Origin of the sequence: Pontibacter mangrovi (assembly GCF_006385705.1) — a bacterium.
Lineage (GTDB): Bacteria > Bacteroidota > Bacteroidia > Cytophagales > Hymenobacteraceae > Pontibacter > Pontibacter mangrovi.
The window spans coordinates 63514-86216 of the sequence record NZ_VFRQ01000008.1 but is presented as its reverse complement, the minus strand read 5'-3'; the positions used below and the strand labels follow the sequence as shown (position 1 = coordinate 86216).

Below are 22703 nucleotides of genomic sequence, written 5' to 3'. Positions count from 1 at the left end.
CCCTGCCCCCTTCAAAGGGGGACTTTTGTGTTCTCTCTTTTAGTTTGCTTTATACTTTGTTCTTCAGCCTTTTCTTCCACCACGGCCACTTTTTCCTCCTTCACCTCCAGCTCCTGATAGGCCTGCAGCTGCTGGTTTATACTTGGTGTAGCGGTATCCAGCACAGGTTGCGGGTAGAGGCCCAGCCAAAGTATGAGCACGACCATCGGCACGGCGATCAGCATTTCACGGACGTTCAAATCCGCCAATGGGTGATCGGTGGGGGCGGGCTCGTAGAATACCTTCTGCATGATGCGCAGCGAGTAGGCTGTGGCCAGCACCAGGCCGATGGTGGCAAAAACTGTGAGCCAATTGTTTGCCTGCCAGCTGCCTACCAGTGTGAGAAACTCCGCAATGAAGTTGCCCAAGCCCGGTAGTCCGAGAGAAGCCATCACAAATACCAAGGCAATCACCCCCATCTTTGGCGCTTTGGCCCAGAAACCACCCATTTGCCCGATGTCGCGGGTGTGCAGGCGCTCGTACAGAAAGCCGGCGATGATGAACAAGGCGCCGGTGCTCAGGCCGTGGGCGATCATCTGCATTACTACGCCCTGCAGCGCCCACTCGTTAAAGGCAAACACGCCCAGGATCACAAAGCCCATGTGGCTCACTGAGGTATAAGCCACCAGTCGTTTCAGGTCAGTTTGGGAGTAGGCGAGGATGGCACCGTAGATAATGCCGACAACACCCAGCAGCATCGCCCAAGGGGCAAACTCTACCGTTGCCGTCGGGAACAATGGCAGCACGAAACGCAGCAGGCCATAGGCACCTGTTTTCAGCAGCAAGCCTGCAAGTATAACACTACCAGCAGTTGGGGCTTCGGAGTGTGCATCGGGTAACCAGGAGTGGAAAGGCACCACCGGCAGCTTCACCAGGAAAGCGGCCAGGAAGCCGAACATCAGCAAACGCGCCGCTTCCGGGGCCAGGGTTGTTCCCAGCAGCTCAAAGTAATTGAAAGTATAATTTCCGTTTTGGGAGCCGTGGATAAAGTATAGACCAAGTATGGCCAGCAGCATCAGCAGCCCAGAAGCCTGCGTGAAGAGGAAGAACTTGTAGGCAGCGTAGTTGCGGTTGGCGTGGCCCCAGACTCCGATCAGGAAGTACATCGGAATGAGCATCACCTCCCAGAAAAAGTAGAACAGGAACAGATCCATGGTGAGGAAAACGCCTGTGATGCCCGCCAGCACCCACAGCAGGTTAAAGTGGAAGAAGCCGGTCTTCACCTTGATCTCCCGCCACGAAATGAGCACAGCCAGAATACCAATGAAGAAGGTGAGCAGCAGCATGAGCAGGCTCAGGCCATCGAGGGCAAGTATAAAGTTCACGCCCCACTGCGGCACCCACGGAATCTCCAGCTGCACCAGCCAGGGAGAAGCACCTAAAGTGGCAGCTGGTGTGCTCAGCCACAAGTATACAGCCAGTATAAAATCGGTAAGCACAGCGAAGAGGGCAATCCAGCGGGGCAGCACGGGGTGCCACTTCTTGGAAAGCCAGGCCAGCAGACCGCCAGCCATCAGGATCACGATCATCCAGAGCAGTATCATAGCAGTAGACTTATGGTGAGAATCATAATGGCACCGACCACGATGCCGGCCACGTAGTTGCGTAGCACGCCGCTTTGGGTTTGGGAGAACATTACATGGAAGCCCTCGGCCATCTGAGCCAGTCCGGTGTAAAAGCTGTCGATGATATCGCGCTTGTTGAGGTTGGCCAGGAACACGTACGGCCGCACGAACAGGTTATCATAGAGCGCGTCGAAGCCCCAGCCCGAGAACCAAAAGCGATGCAGCGCCATGGCAAAAGAAGAGTTTTCTATACTTGCCAGCAATGCCGGACTCTTCTGGTAAAACAGGTAGGCTACAAACACGCCTCCCAGGGATATAACAGCTGCAATTAGCTGGAACATCCATTCGTTCGCCGCCAGCAGTTCGTTAGCTGTAATGCCCGGTAGCACCGGCGCCATCAAGCCGGAGAACAGCGCCACATGCGCAAAATTGTGCGGCAGTTCTATAAATCCGCTTACCAAAGAAAGTATGGCTAGTATAACCAAAGGTATAGTAATGACCTTGCCGGGCGGATGCGCCACATGCGTTTTCTCCTCGCCGTAGAAGGTCATAAACACCATCCGGAAAGTATAAACCGAGGTGATAAAAGCACCTGCCAAACCAGCCATATAGAGCCAGATACTGCCTTGCGGACCAGCTAAGGTATACCACAATATCTGGTCTTTGCTGTAGAAGCCGGAAGTGATGACCGGCAGCGCCGCCAGCGAGGCCGCGCCAATTAAGAAGGTCCAGAACACGACCGGCATACGTTTACGGAGGCCTCCCATTTTGCGCATGTCCTGTTCGTGGTGCAGGGCCAGTATAATGGCGCCGGCACAAAGGAAAAGCAGTGCTTTAAAAAAGGCATGGATCATGAAATGGAAGATACCCGCTGACCAGGCACCCACCCCCAATGCCAGAAACATATACCCGATCTGGCTGATGGTGGAGTAGGCGAGTACCCGCTTGAGGTCGTATTGCGTGAGGGCGGAGAAACCAGCCAAAAGCAAGGTAACAGCACCAACTATAGCCACCGCCAGCTGCGCCACCGGGGCCAGGTCGAATATGACGTACATGCGCGCGATCAGGTACACGCCTGCCGTTACCATGGTGGCCGCATGTATGAGCGCCGAAACCGGAGTAGGGCCTGCCATGGCATCCGGGAGCCAGGTTTGCAGCGGCAACTGACCGGATTTTCCTACGGCACCGCCTAAAAGCAGCAGCCCCACCAGCACCGCCATCTGCGTTCCTACGCTCCATACTTCCGGAGCCTCCGTAAGTATAGTTTGTATGTTCAGCGTACCAAACGTCTGGAAAAGTATAAATAATCCTATGGCCATGGCTGTATCGCCCACGCGCGTGATGATGAAGGCTTTACGGGCAGCGTAGCCGTTGGCGGGCTCCTTATACCAGAAGCCGATCAATAAGTAGGAGCAGAGGCCAACGCCTTCCCAGCCCAGGTATAACAGCAGCAGGTTATCAGCCATCACCAGCTTCAGCATAGAGCCCACAAACAAATTCATGCAGGCAAAGAAGCGGGGGAAATCCGAATCGTCGGCCATATAAGCGGTGGAGTACAGGTGGATCAGGAACCCAACAAAAGTGATGACGAAAATGAAAACTGTAGACAAGGCATCCAGGTGAAAGGCGATGGATGGGTTAAAGCCTGCCACACTGAACCACTGCCATACTTCCTGATGGTAAAAAGCTGGTTTTTCAGACAAAAACTGCAGTCCCAAAAGTATTGTGATGAGTGCCGAGATGCCTACGCTGCCTACGCCAAGTATGGCCACGGCAGTGCGCGACAAGCGGGTGCCGAAAAGGATGAGCAGGAGCGACCCTAAAAAAGGCAGGGCCGGTATGAGCCAGATGTAGTTTTCCATAGTTTTATCCTTTCATAAAGCTGGCAGCGTCGCTGTCGAGGGTTTTAAGTTGATGGTAGATCTGCAGGATGAGCGCCAGCCCCACCGACACCTCCGCAGCGGCCATGGTGAGTATAAAAATGAACATCACCTGCCCGTCCGGCTGCACCCATTTGGAGCCGGCAACTATAAAGGCCAGTCCGGCGGCGTTGAGCATGATCTCCACGGAAATGAGCATGAAGATGACGTTGCGGCGAATGAGCACACTGATCAGACCGAGCATAAAAAGGACGCCTGCCAGCAATAAGGCGGCTTCCATGGTGGATACATTCATGCGGCTGCGCTCCTTTCCTGTAAAAACCGGTGAATAACTTTCTTCTTCTGCCTACCCAAATGGTAAGCGCCCACAATGCCAGCCGTGAGCAGAATGCCACTCAGCTGTACGCCTAGGATATAAGACCCAAACAGCGATAAGCCCACCAGCCTGGCATCCACAGCTACCACAGCCTCGGGTTGCGGTGGCGTACCGGCGGCCACGACGTATACCAACTCCGCCAGCAGCACCGCCGAAAGTATGGCTGGACCCACCCAGATCGAGGGCTTCAGCCATTCCTTTTCCTGTTGCACATCCTCCTGTGTCAGGTTCAGCATCATGATCACGAAAATGATGAGCACTACAATGGCTCCAGCGTAAATGATGATCTCCAAAGCCGCCATAAACGGAGCTCCCATAGTGAAGAAAACAGTGGCCACGGCCAGGAAAGAGACCACCAGGTAAAGCAAGGCGTGGATGATGTTGTAGCGCGTGATCACCATGATGGTGGAAAGCACGGCAACGGCTGCAGCGATATAAAATGTCAGTTCCATAGGCTAGGGGATTAAGCTTTTGATGTCTACAGGAGGCAGCTCGTTCTCAGCCTCGCCTTTGTCTTTTCCGCCGATGGCCATGCCCGCCACTTTGTAGTAGTTGTAGCCGTGGTACTTGCCCTGCCCGTTGATGAGCAGGTTGTCTTTCTCATACACCAGGTTCTGGCGGCTGTACTCGCCCATCTCAAAGTCAGGGATGAGCTGGATGGCGTAGGTAGGGCAGGCCTCTTCGCAGTAGCCGCAGAAGATGCAGCGCGAGAAATTGATGCGGAAAAAATCCGGATAGCGGCGGCCGGTCTCGTCCTCGGTGGCTTGCAGCGAGATGCAGTCAACGGGGCAGGCCACGGCGCAGAGGTTGCAGGCCACGCAGCGCTCGCCGCCGTCCGAGTCGCGCGTCAGCACGATGCGGCCCCGCCAACGTGTCGGGAGTATTGGTTTCTGCTCCGGGTAAAGTATGGTCTCCCGCTTGTGAAATGCGTGCAGAAATGTGAGCCACATACTGCGCAACAAACTAAACATAGCCGCTCCTTTCGTTTTATAGTTTATAGACACTCACAGGTCTGAAAGACGCTATGAGGTCAGGTGTTTTCTTTTACTTTTGGCTGTGCCGGGTCCAACCACCCCTAACCCCTCAGAGCTGTGCTCGCTACCTTCAAACTCGCGTTTTCGGTAGTCCAAGGCGGGTAGTTTTTCTTACTTATTAACTTGAGTTTTTCTTTAGCACTGGTCTATTCCTTATTCATACTTCAAATTAAATTACTTGTCGCTGTTCCGGATTTGCAATCCGGAACTTGCTAAATGCGGGTTTGTAACCCGCTTGCTTGCTATTAGCCACCGCCTTTGCAATGCGGATTACAAATCCGCGGCTACTATACTTTCGGATTACAAATCCGAAAGAGCGGTGGTTGGGAGTCAACTCTTTAACTCCTAAACTCCCCAACTCTTAAACTCCTCAATCACTCATTCATCCAAAGCACCACCCCTGCCGTCACCATCAGGTTCAGTAGCGTCAGTGGCAGCAGCACCTTCCAGCCATACTCCATCAACTGGTCATACCTTGGGCGGGGCATGGAGGCGCGGAGCAGGACGAAGATCAGCAGGAAGAAGAGTGTCTTTAGGATAAACCACACAATAGGCGGCAGGAAGTCCGGGCCCAGCCAGCCACCGAAGTATAAGGTCACGATCATGCAGGAGATGAGCGTGATGCCCATGTACTCCCCGATGAAGAACATGCCGAACTTCATGCCCGAGTACTCGGAGTGAAAGCCGGCGATCAACTCACTCTCCGCCTCCGGAATATCAAAGGGCAGGCGGTGCGTTTCGGCGATGCCCGCGATAAAGAAGATCACGAAGCCCACGATCTGCGGAATGAAAAACCATAGCCCCCGCTGCGCCTCCACAATCTCCACCAAACTGAAAGAGCCGCTGAGCAACACCACACCCATCAGCGAAAGGCCCATGAACACCTCGTAAGAGATCATCTGCGCCGCGCCACGCATCGCGCCCAGCAAACTATACTTGTTGTTGGAGGCCCAGCCACCCAGGATGATACTATAAGCGCCCATCGACGACATAGCCAGGAAGAACAGCAAACCAATATTCAGATCGGCAACTATAATTCCGGGGGCAAACGGGATCACCACAAAGCTCATCAGCACCGTCACCACCACAATGGCCGGGGCAAGTATAAACACCGGCTTATCGGCAAAAGGCGGAATCCAATCCTGTTTAAAGAATAGCTTAATGGAGTCGGCGGCAACTATAAACAGGCCAAGCGGCCCGGCTCTGTTCGGGCCGTAACGATCCTGAAACAAGGCGAGCCCACGACGCTCCACCCAAATGAGTAGTGCCGCCACGTTCAGCATGACGAACAATACGCCGCCGATGATCAGTAAGTAGTTTGGGGTTGCTGTTTCCATTTGATGTCTCGGTTAAGTATGGCCCAGGCGGGTAATTCGGCAAAAGGAACCCCAGGTAAGCCGTTGGGCATGCCGGCGGTGCCGCTCGGGATTGTCTGGCTTAGTCTCACTGGTAACTGATAGATTTGTCCTTCGATGGAGAAGCTCAGCAATTGGCCCTCGTCCAGCTTTATGCGCAGAGCATCATCGGCATTTATGGCCACATAAGGCTCCGGAATCCGCTCCCTAATAGAGGCCGATTGGTTGCTCAACTCCTCCGACCCAAACGTGTGGTGTAGCGGCAGCATGTACAGGTGCCCCTCCAGCGGAACGAATTTTTGCGGAACGGCCTCGGAGAACGGTAAGGTGCCAGCGGGTGCTAAGAGCCGTACACCCGGGTCTCCGCCTTTCAGGTGGCCGCCTACTTCCTCCTGGTATTTATTGGTGGACTGATTCGAGTTCCAGCCCGGCGACCAGAAGAACGGAATCATAGAAGAAGGCGGCTGTCCGCGGTAACCTTCCATGGTATAGGAAAGCGCAGAATCGGGGTCTTCGGCAGGTTTGGGTTCGCTTACGTTGATCTTAGCCAGCATGGACGTGCGGCCGCTGAAACGGTGCGGCTCGCGCGGAATCCGTTGGCCGGCAATCCGGAAATCAGATGGTGGCGCTGTTTTGGTGATACCCTCCAACTGGGGATAATCCTTGGCAATGGCCTTTACAATATCATCGTAGCCATGCCAGCTACTGATCTCTTCATCTGCCATGATGGTACCCATTTCGGCGATCCAATGCCAGCTTTCCTGTATCTCCTCGGGCACCGGATGCACCTGGAAAAAGCGCTGGGCGCGGCCTTCGTTGTTTATAAGTGTGCCATCGGCTTCGGAGAATGGGGCGGCTGGCAAAAGTATAGCTGCCTTCTCTGTTGTGGCGTTGTGCAGGTGGTCCAGCACGATGACTTGTTTGCAGCTATCCAGGAATCGCTCCACCATACTTGCGCCGGCCCTGCGGTACAGGTCGTTTTCCAGGATGATGACGTTATCGGCGTAGCCGTTCAGCACCGCCTCAAAAGCTGATTCCAGTTTGTGGCCGCCCAGCATGGCAAGTCCCATGCTGTTGCACTCCGGCATTACCAGGGTTATACCTGCCGCTTTCTCCCTGGCCACCAAGGCATGGGCAATGTTGGCGGAGGCTTTTAGCACCCGCTCGCTTCCAGACGAAGTACCGGAGATGATCAGCGGGTTTTTAGCCTTCATCAAAGCGTCCGCAATCCGCTGCGCCAGGGCCTGATCTTCCTCGCTTATCCCCCTAACATCCGGTGATCCCTCGTGAATCAGGTTGGCCACGGCAAATCCTAAACGGGCAATGGCATCCGGCGAGTCGAAGAAAGTATGGGTGGCCAGCTCATCGAGCTTGGTTGGGGTATAGTGGGCGATAAAGAGGGGGCCTTTCTCCGACTGCACCAGCTCCCGCACGGCCGCATCCTGCCACACTGGAATTTTGGCTTTCGATACTTCTTCTAATAGCGGCTCCTGCCGCACCGACTGCCGTACGGCCAGCGCCAGCATGGGGGCGGTGTTCGTTACATCCTCCCCAAGTATAAATACAGCGTCGGCTTTCTCTACTTCTCTTAAAGATGGGGTTCTGGTTGCTCCATCCCGAAGTATATGCAGCGCCATCTCCACCAAATCATGATCCACATCCGACACGCCGTGGTAGAAATTATCCTCGCCCACCAGCTTCTTCAGTACATAGTTTGATTCCAGGGAGGCTCTGGGCGAACCGATGCCAATGGTACGGCCAACTTTTATAGTAGAGGCTGCGGTTTTAAGGGCAGTATACTTGTCGGTAGCTTCGGGCAGTTGGCTACGCACAAGCGGCTTTCTAACACGGCCGGCGCTGTTCACAAACTCGTAGCCGAAGCGGCCGCGGTCGCAGAGGAAGTAGCCGTTCACTTCGCCGTTATAGCGGTTGGTGATGTTGCGCAGTGTGCCATACCTTTCTCCGGCTATGGTATTACAACCCAAACTGCAGTGGTGGCAAACGGATGGGGCAGAGGTAAGGTCCCATTTGCGGGTGTAGTGCTGTTTCAGCGTTTTGTCGGTGAACACTCCCGTCGGACAAACCTCTGCCAGGTTGCCACTGAACTCACTCTCCAGCACGCCGTCTTCGGCGCGGCCAAAGTATAAATGGTTGTGGGCTGCGAATACGTCGAGGTCTTTGCCGCCGGCATAGTCTTTATAGTAGCGCACGCACCGGTAGCACTGGATGCAGCGGTTCATTTCGTGGTTGAGGAAGGGGCCGAGATACTGGTTGCGGTAGGTGCGCTTCTGGAAAGTATAAGCTCTGTAGTTATGGCCCGTCATCACGGTCATGTCCTGCAGGTGGCAGGAGCCGCCCTCGTCGCACACGGCGCAGTCGTGGGGGTGGTTGGTCATAAGCCAACCAATGATGTGCGCCCGGAATTCCTTCGCCTCCAAATCCGCAATAGAGATGCGCATACCATCGCGCACTTGCTCCATACACGACATAAAGAGCTTGCCCTTGGTGTCATTTTCGTCCTTGTATACCTTGACGGCGCACTGGCGGCACGCACCTATGGAGCCCATGGCGGGATGCCAGCAAAAATAGGGCAGATCCTTGCCGAGGGTGAGGCAGGCTTCGAGCAGGTTCTTTCCCGCTTTTACTTCGTAGGGTTTGTTATCTATATAGATGGTTGCCATGCTTTGCTTTTGCTCCAGGGACAGTGGTGTTCGTGAATGTGCCGTTCAAAATCCTCTCTGAAATATTTCAGAGCACTCTGCAGGGGTTCCATGGCGCCGGGTGCGAGGGCGCAAAACGTGTTGCCTGGGCCAAGGTATTTGGTATGAAAATCGAGTGTCAGGAGATGTTCAGGTTTGCCTTCGCCTTTGTCTATCGCGAGTAAGATTTTCTCCACCCAGGGCAGCCCCTCGCGACAAGGCGTGCAGAAGCCGCAGGACTCCTGCGCAAAGAAGTGCTGCAGGTTCAGCGTAAAACCAACCGGGCAGGTCTGGTCGTCCAGGATGATCATCGTGCCCGTGCCCATACGGCTGCCTGCCGCTTGTATGGAAGGATAATCCATGGGCAGGTCGAGGTGCTCTTCTACCAGGAAATCGGTGGAGGCACCACCGGGTAAAAGGCCACGGAACAGGTAACCATCCTGCATGCCGCCGGCGTGTTCTTCCAGAATCTCGCGGATGGTGGTGCCCATCGGCAGCTCCCAACAGCCGGGCGTTTTCACGCGGCCGCTCACGCCATAAAGTTTGGTGCCGGCATCCTCTGTTAAACCCAGTTTTTTAAACCACTCCGCACCATTATTGATGATGTGCGGCAGGTTGCAGAGTGTCTCCACGTTGTTCACGATCGTTGGCTTCCCAAACAAACCACTCACCTGCGGGAAAGGCGGCTTGGCTCTCGGGTTGGCGCGCTTGCCTTCGAGGGCGTTGAGTAGGGCGGTTTCCTCGCCGCACATATAGCGCCCTACACCAGTATGCAGGTGCATCTCCAGATCGAATCCTGAGCCCAATATGTTTTTACCGAGGTATCCTGCCGCGTAAGCTTCGTGTATGGCCTGGGTGATTTCCTGAGCGGCCACTTTATAGGCCCAGCGCAGGAACACGTAACTTATACTTGCCTGTATGGCATAGGCTGCCACGATCATGCCCTCGATCAACTGCTGCGGATTCCCTTCCAGCAACAAGCGATCTTTAAAGGTTCCGGGCTCCATTTCGTCGGCGTTGGCTACTAGGTATTTTGGGGTGGCCGCATCGGGGCCCATGGGCACGAAACTCCACTTCAGTCCGGTGTTAAAACCAGCCCCGCCACGGCCGCGCAGGTTAGAGTCTTTCACCAGCGTCTGCACCTCCTGGGGCGTCATCTCTTTGAGCACCTTGCGCACAGACTGGTAGCCTCCCACTTTTTCATACTCTTTCAAGCTGAGTGGTTTGCGGCCGGGTACGATGTGTTGGGTAAGCGGCTTTTCCATAGGCCCGCTTTTAATTTTAGGTATACTTCGTCAGTATCTCATCCAGTTGTTCCACCGTCAGGTTACGGTACAAATCGTTGTCAATCATAAGGGCGGGGGCACAGTCGCAGGTGCCGAGGCAGCAGTTGGGAAGTATGGTGAAGCGGCCATCCTCAGTTGTCTGGCCATACTTGATATTCAGTTTTTCAAAAAGCTGATTGCGGATGTCTTCGTAGCCCATCACGTAGCAACTGATGCTGTCGCAGACAAGTATGACATGCCGCCCCACCGGCCTGCGGAAGATCAGGTTGTAGAAGGTCGCCACGCTATCGAGCTCGGCAGTAGACATGCCCACATAATCAGCCACGTCTCTCAGGCTCTCATCCGACACCCAGCCATGGCTTTGCTGCACGATTTTCAAGGCCTCGATACAGGCATTCTTCGGCGATGGCACCAGACTGATTTCGTGGTCTATCTGATGTTTTTCCTCTGTGGTGAGCATCTGTTTAATTGTTAAATTTTTGATCTTTTTGTTAGAATCAGGATTTACAGGATTTTAGAATTTTCAGGATTGATGTTTTACAAATCATTTATAATCTCGTTCATCCTTTAATCCTGTAAATCCTGATTCTGATAAATAGTATTGTGCACCATTCGGACAGGTCGCGACCTGTCCCTACATTTTAAATATTCCTAAACTCTCTAACTTCAATCACCTATCTATATCCGCCAGCACATAATCCATCGCGCCAAGTATAGACAGCAGGTCTGCCACAGTATAGCCTTTGGTAATATAAGGCAGCATCTGCATGTGCGGGAACGATGGAGTGCGAATGCGCAGGCGGTAGGGTGAAGTGTTGCCGTCGCTGGTGATGTAGTAGCCGTTGGCACCTTTAGTTGCTTCGATGCAGCTCATGGCCTCGCCCACAGGCATCACCGGTCCCCAACTCACTCCCAAAAAGTGAGTGATCAGGGTTTCGATGTCGTGCATCGTGTGCTTCTTGATTGGTGGCGTGGTGAGCGGGTGGTCGGACTTGTACGGCCCGGATGGCATGTTTTTCAGGCACTGGTCGATGATGCGCAGGCTCTGGCGCATCTCCGCCACGCGTACCACGGCCCGGTCGTAACAGTCGCCGTTGGCAGCGGTGGGCACGTCAAAATCAAACATTTCGTAGCCGGAGTAAGGCTGTTTTTTGCGGAAGTCCCACTCAAAGCCGCAGGCGCGCAGATTCGGACCGGTTACGCCCCATTCTATAGCTTCATCTAAGGTAAAAATGCCGATGCCTTTGGTGCGCGCCTTAAACAGGCTATTCTTCATCACCATGCCATCGTACTCTTTCAGGCGTTTCGGGAAGTAGTTGATAAAGTTCTGCACCAGTGTCTCCCAACCTTTGGGAAGGTCCTGCGCCACGCCACCGATGCGGAACCAGTTGGGGTGCATGCGGCCGCCGGTAACAGCTTCTACTATATCGAATATCTTTTCGCGGTCGGTGAACATATAAAACACCGGCGAGAGCTGGCCTACGTCCTGTGCAAAGGTGCCATACCATACCAAATGGCTAGCGATGCGGAAAAGCTCGCACAGCATCACCCGGATCACCTTCACGCGGTCCGGCACCTGGATGCCGGCCAATTTCTCCACTGCCATCAGGTAAGCCAGGTTGTTCATGGTGCCGCCCAGGTAGTCCACGCGGTCGGTGTAGGGGAGGTAGGTGTGCCACGACTGGCGCTCGGCCATTTTTTCCTGCCCCCGGTGATGGAAGCCAATGTCGGGTATGGCATCTACGATGTCCTCGCCGTCCAGCTGCAGCACGATGCGCAGTACGCCGTGCGTGCCCGGGTGCTGCGGCCCGATGTTGAGGAACATGAAGTCGCTGTCGTCGCTCTGCCGTTGCAGGCCCCACTCCTCCGGCTTGAACTGCAGGGCCGCCTGCTCCAGGTCTACCTTATCGTCATAAAGCGCGAAAGGCCCCATTTCGGTGGCACGGGCCGGGTGTTCCTTGCGCAGCGGGTGACCTACCCAGGTGCGCGGCATCAGGATGCGGTAGAGGTGCGGGTGCCCTTCGAAGCGGATGCCGAACATGTCGTATACTTCGCGCTCGTACCAGTTGGCGTTGGCCCAGAGGCTGCTGATGCTTGGCACTGTCGGAAATTCGTCGCGGTAGCCGACCTTTAAGCGGATAAAGCTGTTACGGTCGAAGGAAAAGAGATGGTAAATGATGGTAAAGGCGTAAGGGATGTGGCCGTTCTCGGGCTTGCGGGTGCGCTCATCAATGGCGGTCAGGTCGTAGAGGAGGAGGAAGGGCTGCGAGATTTCCTTTTTCAAGAAGGTGAGTACCTCCTTGATCTTATCGTGCGGCATCCAAAGGGTGAGGACCTCATCCTTTGTTGTTTGCGGGGTAAACGTATCTGCCCCGAACCGCGCCTGCAGTTGCTCTAATGTACTGTTCCCGTTTTCCATGGGTGAATTCTGAAAAATGCCCGTACTATACGCTACCTCATGCTATGCCTTCTGTAATCGTTTATATTATAGTTAATATTTATAGTTTTCAGACACTCACAGGTCTGTAAGACACTATGAGGTCATTCTGCATCATACTTCATCCGGCGAGCGGAACTCCGTCATTTTGGAGCGGGCTTCCTGGCGCCTTTCCTTCACGTCGATCTTCTCAGGCCTAATCACGCATTGTTCGCCGATCGTCCAGCTCAGCGGCCTTCGCTCTTTTCCCACCGATTCTGCCAACAGCATCAGGCCTTCCATAAAGGCATCGGGTCGGGGAGGGCAACCAGGCACATATACATCCACCGGTAAAAACTTGTCCACGCCCTGCACTACACTATAGATATCGAACATGCCGCCCGAGTTGGCGCAGCTGCCCATCGAGATCACCCAGCGGGGCTCCATCATCTGCTCGTGCAGGCGCTTGATGATCGGGGCCATTTTGATGAAAACCGTACCGGCAATGATCATCACATCGGCCTCTCGGGGCGTGCCCCGGATTACCTCAGCCCCGAAGCGGGCCACATCATACTTTGGCGTCATGCTGGTGGCCATCTCCACAAAACAGCAGCTCAACCCAAAGTGGAAAGGCCACATGGAGTTTTTCCGGCCCCAAGCCACCAGGTCCTGCACCGTAGTGAGCAGAACGCTTTGCTGCACCGTTTCCTCGTAAGAGCTGGTGCCGCTCGTTGCCTTCACCGGGTCATCGGGTTTGCTTAGCCACCATTTCATGGGCTGATCGTTTTAAATATCTTTTGTTCTTTATCAAATAGTCTTTTGTCTGCTCTAGCTAGGCAGTCGGTTTCTGTGTCAGGCGCTTGTAGGCGGCCAGAATCTTATTCCCGTTAGGGCCGAAGTCCAGGGCGCCGTTGCGCCACTCGTACACCAGCACCACCACCAGCATCAGCACAAACACCGCCACACCGGCATAGCCGTACCAGCCCAGTTCCCTAAAGGCGATGGCCCACGAAAGTATAAAGATCACCTCGACATCAAAGATCACGAACAGCATGGCCACCAGGTAAAACTGCGAGGAGAAACGCATACGCGCGCCGCCCGCGCTCACGATGCCGCCTTCGTAGGGCTCGCCGGTGGCACGGTCTTTATGCCGCTGGCCCAGCACATAAGACAGGCCAAGTATAAGCCCCACCAAACTGAGCACAATGGCGCCGTAGACCAACATAGGCCAAAATAATGTGGTTGTTTCACCTGAAGCGTTCAAGTTGTTTCGCCTCCCTGCGAATAGTTAAAGTATAAAAACAGGTTTCTGTGTATAAGGGCGAACGTCAGGAAAGTCCGGTTAGGTGCCGGTTATGTAATGCTCTAAATTATCGATGATGAACTTCTGCTCTTCGATGATGTACTTTACAATATCCCCGATAGAAACCAGGCCGATAAGGTTGCCGCCCTCCATCACGGGCAGGTGCCGGATGTATTTGGCCGTCATCAGCTTCATGCAATTCTCCACAGTGTCGTCTGGTGTTACCGCAACGGGATGCTCGCTCATGATCTCGCTCACCAAGGTTTCTTTAGAAGCCTTTCCTCTCAGGATGACCTTACGGGCATAGTCGCGCTCTGTAAAAATACCCATAAAACGTGCCTTGTCTATCACCAGCAAAGCGCCTACATTTTTTTCGACCATATACTCCAGGGCAGAGTAAACTGTAGCGGAAGGTTCAATGGAAAGAACCTCGTGCCCTTTCTTTTGCAGAATGTGTCTTACAGTGCCCATAGGTACCTCCTTTATTTGACCTGGGTGAAGAAATGAATTTTAAGGTTGTATACGGGGTAAGTTAAATATGGTATAATATTTAGATAAATTTTTATATATTTTTTAATAAAAGTTATTGTTTTTATTTGTTTTATAGCTATTTTACCCCATGTTATAGGCAGGTAGCCAATACAAATCAGCTACTTACACCATAACCGATTGAAACATTTACGTATATTGAAGCATGGAAACGTTAATCATAGGATTGGTTCTGGCGCTGTATGGGGTAGCTTACTTCATTTACTATTGTTATGGTAAGCAAAAACCGAAGCGCAAGCACTACGACCATTACTGGTAGGCCGCTCAGCCGGTGCATGTTATACTTCAGCAGTGTCCTCACTTCTGAAGATGCTAATCCTATGCCCATTCGGCTCGTTGGTTAAAGGAAAAAATACTACAGGTGAGGCTGTCGGAAAAAAGACCGGCGGCCTTTTTTGTTTGGCAGTTGCTTCTCGCTTTTTCCCCGCAGTGTCTTATATTTACTCTAACTTGCTCACTAACACTATTTCTGAATGAGAAACATACTACTGTTACTGCTTCTTCTTGGGATTACTGCCAAAGGTTGGGGGCAGGAGCGCAAGCGGGCCAGAGAGTACGGCATAAAAATAGGTGTGCTGCCTGTGGGCAAGTATAACGCCATCACCGACGTGCCGGGCGTGCGCGTGGGGCATACAACGTTGGTGCAAGGCGATAGCATCCGGACAGGCGTAACGGCCATACTTCCGCATCCAGGCAATGTGTTTCAGGAGAAGGTGCCGGCGGCGGTGTATGTGGGAAACGGGTTTGGCAAACTGGCCGGTACCACGCAAGTACAGGAACTGGGCAACCTTGAAACGCCTGTCATACTTACCAATACCTTAAACGTAGGCACAGCCTTGAACGCGGTGGTGGAGTACACACTGCAGCTGCCAGGAAACGAGCAGGTGCAGTCGGTAAATGCGGTGGTGGGCGAGACGAACGACGGCTACCTGAGCGACATCCGGGGCAGGCATGTGCAAGAGGAGCATGTGCTGGAGGCTATACAACAGGCGCAAGGCGGAGCAGTGCTGGAGGGGAATGTGGGAGCCGGCACCGGGACCGTGTGTTTTGGCTGGAAAGGAGGCATCGGAACAGCTTCGCGCAAGTTGCCGGAGCGTGCGGGCGGCTATACGATAGGGGTGCTGGTGCAGACAAACTTTGGCGGCGTGCTGCAGGTAAAAGGCGTGCCGGTGGGCGAGGAGTTGGGCCAGTACTACATGAACCAGAAAGTAAAAGACAGTGCCGACGGCTCTTGTATGATGGTGGTGGCCACAGATGCGCCTGTGGATGCGCGAAACCTGGAGCGTATGGCAAAGCGCGCCATGATGGGGCTGGCCAAAACCGGCGGCATCGCCTCCAACGGCAGCGGCGACTACGTGATCGCTTTTTCCACAAATGAAGCGTTGCGCATCCCGTATACTTCCCAAACTAAAACGCAGGCAGCGCCAATCCTGCGCAACGATGACATGTCGCCGCTGTTTATGGCGGTAATAGAGGCAACGGAAGAAGCCATTATCAACTCGCTGTTCATGGCGGAAACAACCACCGGCAAAGGCGGCAGAAAAGTGGAGGCGCTCCCTTTAAACAAGGTTCAAAAGCTGTTAAAAAAATACCATGCAACCAACTAATTATGCCTACGTGCGTGGCCAGGTGCTGCCATTGGCGCAGGCCACGCTGCACATCAGCGATCTTTCCATACAGCGCGGCTACGGTGTGTTCGACTATTTCAGGGTGTTTGGCAACACGCCGGTTTTTCTGGATGACTACCTGCAGCGCTTTCACGCCTCGGCAGCCGCGCTGCACCTGCAACTGCCCATCTCCGACGAAGAGCTCAGAGCGGTAATTGAGGAAGTGATTGATAAAAACAGCATGCCAAGGTCCGGTATGAAGATGATCCTGACGGGCGGTTACTCTGCCAACGGATATGAGCCAGCCGATCCGAGCCTGGTCATCCTGCAGCAGCCGCTGACGCTTCCGGGGCTGGAGCTGGTCGAGAAGGGCATCAAGATCATCACACACGAATATGTGCGGGAGTTGCCACAGGCCAAAACCATCAACTACACCATGGGCATCCGGCTGATAGAGGAAATTAAAAGCAGGGGGGCTTCCGATGTGCTGTACCGGCAAAACGGCGTGGTGTCAGAGTTTCCGAGGTGTAACCTGTTTATGGTGCGGGAGGATGACACCGTGGTAACGCCTGCCGAGAACGTGCTGCTGGGCGTAACGCGCCGTAACGTGCTGGAGCTGGCGGGCAGAAAGTATAAAACCGAAGAGGGCACCGTTCCGCTGGACGACTTGTACAGAGCCAAAGAAGTGTTCCTGACCAGCACCACCAAGCGCATCCTGCCCATCGTGCAGGTGGACGGGCAGGTGATCGGAACAGGTAAGCCGGGCGAAGTGACGCGCACGCTGCTGGCCGACCTGGTAAAACTGGAGGAGGAAATGGTGCAGAGCACATATAAAGTATAAACAACCCGCCCTTCTGCTTGAAAAGCAAACGTTTGCGGAAAAAATATTTGCGCAACAGCTTGCTTCTTTAACTGCAGCCTATACATTTGTAAGTAGCAATACCTGTTTAACCTGAATGAAAGAGCAGATCCTATCCTTTATTATTTTTATTCACGTGGTCATTCTACGTGGGGTAGAGGTGGTATGCTGATTCTGAACGCGATAAAGTAGCTCAATATAACGGCAGCCATCTCCCCAAAGAGATGGCTATTTTGTTTTACACGGAATTAAAATCTACAAGTATGAAATCACTGCTTCCAGTGGTCTTTATTATTATTCTATTTCGTCTTCCACCCCCGGGTTGAAGGAATGGCCTGTTATTGTCTGCAGGAGCCTTTCTGACCACCCGGTTAGAAAGGCTTTTTTGTTACCTGAGTATCTAACCTAAACACTTAAAACAATGTATTTCAACACCGACACGCTCGTTTACCTGGATGGGAGCTTTGTGAAGGCCAGCGAGGCCTCCTGCTCTGTTTTTGCACAAACCATGCACTATGGCTACTCTGTTTTTGAGGGGATCAGAGCGTATAAGACGCCTGACGGCACCCGCATTTTCAAGGCCAAAGAGCACTATGAGCGCCTCCATTTCTCCTGCCGCGCCGTGGGGCTTCCGCTGCAGGTTTCCGTGGAAGAGCTCATCGAACTGACCTACAGGCTACTGGACCTGAACAACCTGCAGGATGCCTACATTCGCCCGCTGGTGTATGCGGGCTCGCCAAACATGAGCCTGACGACGCCGCAGGGAAGCAACCTGCTGATCGCGGCATGGGAGTGGGGCAAGTACCTGGGCGATAAAACGCTGCGCGTAATGCTCTCTTCCTATGAGCGTCCAAACCCCAAAGCGGTACCCGTGGAGGCAAAGGCTTCCGGCCACTACGTCAACTCCACCATCGCCTGCTCGGATGCCAAAGCCAAGGGATATGACGAGGCGCTGCTACTCGATATGAACGGCTTTGTGGCAGAGGGGCCGGGCGCGAACTTCTTTTATGAAAAAGACGGCGAGCTTTTCACTGCTCCTCCAGGCAATATCCTGCCCGGCATTACCCGCAACACCATCATCGACCTGGCAAAAGAGGCAGGTATAGCAGTGCACGAAAAGTTCTTTACCCCGGAAGTGCTGCTGCAGGCAGACGCGGCTTTTATGACCGGAACGGCGGCCGAAGTGGTAGGTGTGCAGTCGCTTGATGCGCACGTTTTTCCAAAGCCTTTTGAGGAAAGTATAGGTGCCTTGCTAGCGCGCCGCTACACCGACCTGGTTACCGGAAAGCTGGTGCCTGCCTAAGCTGCGGGTGCCGCAAATACAGGAAATTCCATCTGTTAGAGATCGTATTTTAGTATTTTTTATCTTTTTGATAATCAACAGTTTAAGTATAAATAGCTCCAAGTAAGAAAGTATGGGAAAAGCGAAACTATACTTCTGGCTATGAGCTAAATGCCTGAACTTGTGCAGCAAATGTCACCAGTTATGCAAAACTGCAGCGGTGGCAAGCACTGGATGTACACAAGAAACGGCTTCTCTCCGGAGGGCCTTTATACCCCAAATCTCTTTAAAGCAATGTCATTAAAAAAACACAGCCGCATCTACACCCAGGACGAAAGCCTTCCGGCTTCGCAGGCCATGCTGATTGGCGCCGGCCTGTCGGAGGCGGACCTGCAAAAGCCTTTTGTGGGTATCTGCTCCACCGGCTTCGACGGAAACACCTGTAACATGCACCTCAATGGCCTGGCTGACGAGGTAAAGCAGGGCGTGAACCAACTGGGGATGGTGGGGCTGCGCTTTAATACCATCGGCGTGAGCGACGGGATCACCAACGGCACGCCGGGCATGCGTTATTCCCTGGTTTCGCGCGAAGTGATCGCAGATTCTATAGAAACCATAACCGGGGCGCACAACTACGATGCCCTGGCCTGCGTGGTAGGCTGCGACAAAAACATGCCCGGCTCGCTTATGGCCATGGCCCGCCTCAACCGCCCGTCGCTGATGGTGTATGGCGGCACGATAAAGGGCGGCGATTTTAAGGGGCAGAAGCTGAACATCGTGTCCTGCTTTGAGGCCTACGGCAAAAAGCTCAACGGCACCATCTCCGACGAAGACTACAAAGGCATCATCCGGAACGCCTGCCCGGGGCCTGGGGCCTGCGGGGGCATGTATACGGCCAATACCATGGCCTCGGCAGCCGAGGCATTGGGTATGTCAGTTCCGTTCTCTTCCTCATCTCCGGCGGTTAGCGCTGAAAAGCAGGCGGAGTGCCTTAGCACAGGCCAGTACCTGCTGCGCCTGTTGGAGCGCGACATCAAGCCAAGAGACATATTGGTGCGGGAGGCGTTTGAAAATGCGCTGGTGCTGATTACCGTACTGGGCGGCTCTACCAATGCTGTGCTGCACCTGATAGCCATTGCCCATGCAGCAGGCGTAAAGCTAACGCTGCAGGACTTTCAGGAGGTAAGCAACCGCGTGCCGGTGCTGGCCGACCTCAAGCCGAGCGGCAAGTACCTGATGGAAGACCTGTCTGCCTTGGGCGGAGTGCCTGCCGTGATGCGAACGTTATTGGATGAGGGCCTGCTGGCAGGCGATCTGGTTACAGTAACGGGCCAGACGGTGGCAGAGAACCTGGCAAGTATAAAGCCGCTGGGCGAGGAGCAGGATCTGCTCCGGCCGCTGTCTAACCCGATCAAAGCAGACGGGCACATCCAGGCGCTGTATGGCAATTTGGCCCCGAAAGGTGCTGTGGCTAAGATCTCAGGCAAGGAAGGCCATCGGTTCGAGGGGCCGGCTATTGTGTTTGACTCTGAAGAAGAACTTAACCAAGGCATCACGCAGGGAAGTATAAAACCGGGGCATGTGGTCGTCATCCGCTACGTGGGGCCGAAGGGCGGGCCAGGCATGCCGGAGATGCTCAAGCCAACCTCTGCCATTATGGGCGCGGGTTTGGGCGATAAAGTGGCGCTCATCACCGATGGTCGCTTCTCGGGTGGCACGCACGGTTTTGTGATCGGCCATGTGTGTCCGGAAGCGTATGACGGCGGTACCATCGCGCTGGTGCAGAACGGCGACCTTATCACCCTGGATGCCATCACCAACTCCATTCACCTGCACGTGGACGAAGCCTTGCTACAGCTGCGCCGCCGAAACTGGAGGAGGCCGGAAGCTAACGTGCAGCAGGGGGTGCTGCTAAAGTACAGACGCACTGTAAGCGACGCCAGCAACGGATGTATCACCGATTTAGAGGAAACCCATGTTAACGAAAGAGAAACCAGCGCCAGCATCGCCTGAAAAAGCGAAAACTATATCCGGGGCAGAGGCCGTTATACTTGCCTTACTGGAGGAAAATGTAGAAACTGTTTTCGGCTACCCCGGCGGCGCTATCATGCCGGTGTATGACGCGCTGTATGATTATACAGATAAGTTAAGGCATGTGCTGGTGCGCCACGAGCAGGGCGGCATCCATGCCGGGCAGGGCTATGCGCGGGCATCGGGTAAGGTAGGCGTCGTGTTTGCCACCAGCGGCCCCGGTGCCACCAACCTGGTTACCGGACTGGCCGACGCACAGATCGACAGCACGCCGCTGGTTTGCATCACGGGGCAGGTGTTCGCGCACTTGCTGGGTACCGATGCCTTTCAGGAAACAGACATTCTCAACATCACCACGCCTGTTACCAAGTGGAATTACCAGGTAACGGATGCCAGCGAGATTCCGGAAGTGTTGGCCAAAGCCTTTTATATTGCCAAAAGCGGCCGCCCGGGCCCCGTGCTGATCGACATCACCAAAAATGCGCAGCTGCAGCCTTTTGAGTTTACCGGTTATAAGCCATGTAAGCACATCCGCAGTTACCGGCCGAAGCCGCATGTGCGGCAGGAGTATATCGCGCAGGCGGCGGAGCTGATCAACCAGGCCAAGAAGCCTTTTATACTTTGGGGGCAGGGCGTGATGCTGGGCTCGGCAGAAAAAGACTTTAGGGCCTTTGTTGAGAAAAGCGGGATACCGGCTGCCTGGACTATTATGGGCGCCGGCGCCTTGCCAACAGACCACCCGCAGAACGTGGGAATGCTGGGCATGCACGGCAACTATGGCCCCAATGTGCTCACCAATGAGTGCGACGTGCTGATAGCGATCGGTATGCGCTTCGATGACCGCGTTACCGGGCGGCTGGACAAGTATGCCCGGCAGGCCAAGATCATCCACCTGGATATTGACCCCACGGAGATCGGCAAAAACGTGCCGGTAACAGTGCCTGTATGGGGAGATTGCAAAGAAACGCTTCCGCTTTTAACCGAGCTGGTAGAGGCCCAAGAGCACCGGGAGTGGCTGCAGCAGTTCCGCACTTACAACAACAAAGAAATTGAGGTGGTGATCCAGGACGAGCTTTTTCCGACCACGGAAGAAATGACTATGGGAGAAGTGATGCAGCAGCTGAACGAGCTTACCTCCGGCGATGCCATTGTGGTGACGGATGTGGGGCAGCACCAGATGGTGGCCTGCCGCTACGCCAAACTCAATCATACCCGCAGCAACATTACCAGCGGCGGTTTGGGCACCATGGGCTTTGCCCTTCCGGCTGCCATTGGGGCCAAGTTTGGAGCCCCTGGGAGAACAGTGGTGGCGGTGATCGGCGACGGCGGTTTTCAGATGAACCTGCAGGAACTGGGCACGATCATGCAGAGCGGGGTGGAGGTTAAAATGTTGATCCTCAACAACCGGTTCCTGGGCATGGTGCGGCAGTGGCAGGAGCTTTTCCATGAGCGCCGCTACTCGTTTGTAGACATCACCAGCCCGGATTTTGTGAAAGTGGCCAGCGGCTATGGCATCAGCGGCCGGAGCGTCAGCCAGCGGGACGAACTAAGCAGTGCGCTGAGGGAGATGCTGTCGCATAAGGGCTCTTACCTGCTGGAAGTAATGGTGACGAAAGAGAACAACGTGTTCCCGATGGTGCCGCAGGGCTGTAGTGTAAGTGAGATCAGGCTGAAATAGTAACAGCAAATAAACGTATAAGTATGAACAGCGAGACCCATACCGAAAAGCAGGAGTTCAACATCACAGTGTATACCGAAAACCACATCGGGCTCCTGAACCGCGTTGCGATCATTTTTTCCCGCAGAAAGATCAATGTGGAGAGCTTGAACAGCTCCCCCTCCGAGATTGAGGGCATCCATCGGTTTAATATCGTGATCAACGAAACGGCTGAGGTGGTGCGCAAGATTGCAGGGCAGCTAGAAAAGCAGGTGGAGGTGCTGAAAGTATACTTCAACACCAACCACGACGTGATCTGGCAGGAGATGGCGCTCTACAAAGTTCCTACCGATGTGATTGCCGAGCGCGCCATTGTGGAGCGCCTGCTGCGCGAGAACGGTGCCCGGGCGGTGGTGATCCGCAAAGACTATACAGTGTTTGAAACAACCGGCCAGCGCGAGGAAACCGACAACCTGGTCCGCGTGCTGCAACCGTATGGGTTGATCGAGTTCGTGCGCAGCGCCCGCATCGCCATCATCAAGGCCAGCGACGGCTTCCACCGGAAACTGCAGGAGTTTGAGCAAAGCGAGCCCGGCGATGAGGTGGTGGAGAATGCTTACCTCAACAGCCGCGAGAAAGTCTTTACTATGTAGTTTTTAGTATCAAGTATCAAGACACAAGTAGCAAGACACAAGTAGCAAGTAGCAAGACATCATTTATTAATGCAAGTACCAATGCGCCTACTATAATGTCTAGTATCTAACA

The 22703-nt window shown here is 54.1% G+C and carries 19 protein-coding genes; 6 read left to right on the top strand and 13 right to left on the bottom strand.

The genetic code is table 11. The features are described 5' to 3' along the window. Window positions 1-11 precede the first annotated feature (11 nt). The 13 genes from nuoM to FJM65_RS15220 form a co-directional block, all read right to left on the bottom strand. A complete protein-coding gene (nuoM, locus tag FJM65_RS15280) occupies window positions 12-1583 on the bottom strand; it encodes an NADH-quinone oxidoreductase subunit M (RefSeq protein ID WP_140622421.1) in 1572 nt (523 codons plus the stop codon). Next, window positions 1580-3466 carry an NADH-quinone oxidoreductase subunit L gene (gene nuoL, locus FJM65_RS15275; protein WP_140622420.1) on the bottom strand — a complete coding sequence of 629 codons (1887 nt, stop codon included), beginning with the start codon at window positions 3464-3466 and terminating at the stop codon, window positions 1580-1582. Before nuoL ends, nuoM begins: the two co-directional genes overlap by 4 nt. A 4-nt stretch (window positions 3467-3470) precedes the next feature. Next, window positions 3471-3764, bottom strand: a complete 294-nt coding sequence (nuoK, locus tag FJM65_RS15270; RefSeq protein WP_140622520.1) for an NADH-quinone oxidoreductase subunit NuoK — start codon at window positions 3762-3764, stop codon at window positions 3471-3473. Between the two features lie 11 nt (window positions 3765-3775). Next, window positions 3776-4312, bottom strand: coding sequence for an NADH-quinone oxidoreductase subunit J (gene nuoJ, locus FJM65_RS15265; protein ID WP_140622419.1), 537 nt, complete (start codon window positions 4310-4312; stop codon window positions 3776-3778). A gap of 3 nt (window positions 4313-4315) precedes the next feature. Continuing rightward, entirely contained in the window at window positions 4316-4831 is a 516-nt protein-coding gene (nuoI, locus tag FJM65_RS15260) for an NADH-quinone oxidoreductase subunit NuoI (RefSeq protein ID WP_140622418.1), read from the bottom strand. A 437-nt stretch (window positions 4832-5268) separates the two neighbouring features. Further along, window positions 5269-6231 (bottom strand): NADH-quinone oxidoreductase subunit NuoH, encoded by a 963-nt coding sequence (gene nuoH, locus FJM65_RS15255; RefSeq protein ID WP_140622417.1) that lies wholly within the window; start codon window positions 6229-6231, stop codon window positions 5269-5271. Then, window positions 6201-8930 (bottom strand): NADH-quinone oxidoreductase subunit NuoG, encoded by a 2730-nt coding sequence (nuoG, locus tag FJM65_RS15250; protein ID WP_140622416.1) that lies wholly within the window; start codon window positions 8928-8930, stop codon window positions 6201-6203. The genes nuoH and nuoG overlap by 31 nt, the downstream gene beginning before the upstream one ends. Then, a complete protein-coding gene (gene nuoF, locus FJM65_RS15245) occupies window positions 8912-10213 on the bottom strand; it encodes an NADH-quinone oxidoreductase subunit NuoF (protein WP_181163742.1) in 1302 nt (433 codons plus the stop codon). Before nuoF ends, nuoG begins: the two co-directional genes overlap by 19 nt. A gap of 16 nt (window positions 10214-10229) precedes the next feature. Further along, window positions 10230-10694 (bottom strand): NADH-quinone oxidoreductase subunit NuoE, encoded by a 465-nt coding sequence (gene nuoE, locus FJM65_RS15240; RefSeq protein WP_140622414.1) that lies wholly within the window; start codon window positions 10692-10694, stop codon window positions 10230-10232. A 210-nt stretch (window positions 10695-10904) separates the two neighbouring features. Continuing rightward, entirely contained in the window at window positions 10905-12653 is a 1749-nt protein-coding gene (nuoC, locus tag FJM65_RS15235) for an NADH-quinone oxidoreductase subunit C/D (protein ID WP_140622413.1), read from the bottom strand. Between the two features lie 132 nt (window positions 12654-12785). Then, window positions 12786-13424, bottom strand: a complete 639-nt coding sequence (locus FJM65_RS15230; protein WP_140622412.1) for an NADH-quinone oxidoreductase subunit B — start codon at window positions 13422-13424, stop codon at window positions 12786-12788. A gap of 58 nt (window positions 13425-13482) precedes the next feature. Further along, a complete protein-coding gene (locus FJM65_RS15225; protein WP_140622411.1) occupies window positions 13483-13875 on the bottom strand; it encodes an NADH-quinone oxidoreductase subunit A in 393 nt (130 codons plus the stop codon). A gap of 117 nt (window positions 13876-13992) precedes the next feature. Beyond that, complete coding sequence (locus FJM65_RS15220; RefSeq protein WP_140622410.1) at window positions 13993-14424, bottom strand: CBS domain-containing protein; 432 nt, start codon at window positions 14422-14424, stop codon at window positions 13993-13995. Between the two features lie 551 nt (window positions 14425-14975). On the opposite strand from FJM65_RS15220, the gene FJM65_RS15215 reads away from it, so the two are divergent. The 6 genes from FJM65_RS15215 (at window position 14976) to ilvN (ending at window position 22591) form a co-directional block, all read left to right on the top strand. Then, a complete protein-coding gene (locus FJM65_RS15215; protein WP_140622409.1) occupies window positions 14976-16109 on the top strand; it encodes a DmpA family aminopeptidase in 1134 nt (377 codons plus the stop codon). After that, entirely contained in the window at window positions 16096-16950 is an 855-nt protein-coding gene (locus FJM65_RS15210) for an aminotransferase class IV (RefSeq protein ID WP_140622408.1), read from the top strand. The genes FJM65_RS15215 and FJM65_RS15210 overlap by 14 nt, the downstream gene beginning before the upstream one ends. Before the next feature lie 439 nt (window positions 16951-17389). Beyond that, on the top strand, window positions 17390-18271 hold the full coding sequence (locus tag FJM65_RS15205) for a branched-chain amino acid transaminase (protein WP_140622407.1): 882 nt from the start codon (window positions 17390-17392) through the stop codon (window positions 18269-18271). A 273-nt stretch (window positions 18272-18544) separates the two neighbouring features. Further along, the gene (gene ilvD / locus FJM65_RS15200; protein WP_140622406.1) at window positions 18545-20263 is read left to right on the top strand and encodes a dihydroxy-acid dehydratase; all 1719 of its coding nucleotides are present in this window, start codon (window positions 18545-18547) and stop codon (window positions 20261-20263) included. Continuing rightward, window positions 20226-21959 (top strand): biosynthetic-type acetolactate synthase large subunit, encoded by a 1734-nt coding sequence (gene ilvB / locus FJM65_RS15195; RefSeq protein WP_140622405.1) that lies wholly within the window; start codon window positions 20226-20228, stop codon window positions 21957-21959. Before ilvD ends, ilvB begins: the two co-directional genes overlap by 38 nt. 23 nt (window positions 21960-21982) lie before the next feature. Beyond that, on the top strand, window positions 21983-22591 hold the full coding sequence (ilvN, locus tag FJM65_RS15190; RefSeq protein WP_140622404.1) for an acetolactate synthase small subunit: 609 nt from the start codon (window positions 21983-21985) through the stop codon (window positions 22589-22591). The last annotated feature ends 112 nt before the right edge of the window (window positions 22592-22703 follow it).

Coding starts and splice junctions, on each gene's coding strand:
- FJM65_RS15220 (WP_140622410.1), bottom strand. CDS start 14,424: ATGGGCACTGTAAGACACATTCTGCAAAAGAAAGGGCACGAGGTTCTT.
- ilvD (WP_140622406.1), top strand. CDS start 18,545: ATGTCATTAAAAAAACACAGCCGCATCTACACCCAGGACGAAAGCCTT.
- FJM65_RS15225 (WP_140622411.1), bottom strand. CDS start 13,875: ATGTTGGTCTACGGCGCCATTGTGCTCAGTTTGGTGGGGCTTATACTT.
- nuoL (WP_140622420.1), bottom strand. CDS start 3,466: ATGGAAAACTACATCTGGCTCATACCGGCCCTGCCTTTTTTAGGGTCG.
- nuoF (WP_181163742.1), bottom strand. CDS start 10,213: ATGGAAAAGCCGCTTACCCAACACATCGTACCCGGCCGCAAACCACTC.
- nuoH (WP_140622417.1), bottom strand. CDS start 6,231: ATGGAAACAGCAACCCCAAACTACTTACTGATCATCGGCGGCGTATTG.
- ilvB (WP_140622405.1), top strand. CDS start 20,226: ATGTTAACGAAAGAGAAACCAGCGCCAGCATCGCCTGAAAAAGCGAAA.
- FJM65_RS15215 (WP_140622409.1), top strand. CDS start 14,976: ATGAGAAACATACTACTGTTACTGCTTCTTCTTGGGATTACTGCCAAA.
- ilvN (WP_140622404.1), top strand. CDS start 21,983: ATGAACAGCGAGACCCATACCGAAAAGCAGGAGTTCAACATCACAGTG.
- nuoM (WP_140622421.1), bottom strand. CDS start 1,583: ATGATACTGCTCTGGATGATCGTGATCCTGATGGCTGGCGGTCTGCTG.
- nuoJ (WP_140622419.1), bottom strand. CDS start 4,312: ATGGAACTGACATTTTATATCGCTGCAGCCGTTGCCGTGCTTTCCACC.
- nuoI (WP_140622418.1), bottom strand. CDS start 4,831: ATGTTTAGTTTGTTGCGCAGTATGTGGCTCACATTTCTGCACGCATTT.
- nuoC (WP_140622413.1), bottom strand. CDS start 12,653: ATGGAAAACGGGAACAGTACATTAGAGCAACTGCAGGCGCGGTTCGGG.
- FJM65_RS15210 (WP_140622408.1), top strand. CDS start 16,096: ATGCAACCAACTAATTATGCCTACGTGCGTGGCCAGGTGCTGCCATTG.
- nuoE (WP_140622414.1), bottom strand. CDS start 10,694: ATGCTCACCACAGAGGAAAAACATCAGATAGACCACGAAATCAGTCTG.
- nuoG (WP_140622416.1), bottom strand. CDS start 8,930: ATGGCAACCATCTATATAGATAACAAACCCTACGAAGTAAAAGCGGGA.
- FJM65_RS15230 (WP_140622412.1), bottom strand. CDS start 13,424: ATGAAATGGTGGCTAAGCAAACCCGATGACCCGGTGAAGGCAACGAGC.
- nuoK (WP_140622520.1), bottom strand. CDS start 3,764: ATGGAAGCCGCCTTATTGCTGGCAGGCGTCCTTTTTATGCTCGGTCTG.
- FJM65_RS15205 (WP_140622407.1), top strand. CDS start 17,390: ATGTATTTCAACACCGACACGCTCGTTTACCTGGATGGGAGCTTTGTG.